Consider the following 438-nt stretch of genomic DNA (forward strand, 5'->3'; position numbering starts at 1 on the left):
GACCGTCGATGACCTCGGCGGCGATCTCCTTGCCGCGGTAGGCCGGCAGGCAGTGCAGCACGACGGCGTCGGACGCCGCCCGGCCCAGCGCCGCCTCGTCGAGGGCGTAGGGCAGGAAGGGCGCGATGCGGGTGTCGTACTCGTCCTCCTGGCCCATCGACACCCAGGTGTCGGTGGCCAGCACGTCGGCGCCGTCGGCCGCCGCGGCGGGGTCGGCGGTCCACGTGACCGAGCCCCCGGTCGACGCGGCGACCTCGGCCGCACGGGCCATGATCGCCGGGTCGGGGGCGAACGCCTCCGGCGAGCCGATGCGCACGTGCATGCCGGCGGTGGCGCCACCCAGCGCGTAGGAGTGCGCCATGTTGTTGGCGCCGTCGCCGAGGTAGGTGAGCGTCAGGCCGGCCAGGGTCGGGCGCCGCTCCGCGATGGTCTGCAGGT

Annotated in this window: 1 protein-coding gene; it reads right to left on the minus strand. The window is 75.3% G+C overall.

Features of this window, described 5'->3' with window-relative positions; translation table 11 throughout:
• Positions 1–438 (minus strand): ornithine carbamoyltransferase (locus M3677_RS17370; RefSeq protein WP_368859922.1); only part of this gene is annotated, 438 nt, incomplete at both ends.

This window comes from Curtobacterium sp. P97 (assembly GCF_023712445.1).
In the GTDB taxonomy this organism is placed as follows: Bacteria; Actinomycetota; Actinomycetes; order Actinomycetales; family Microbacteriaceae; genus Curtobacterium.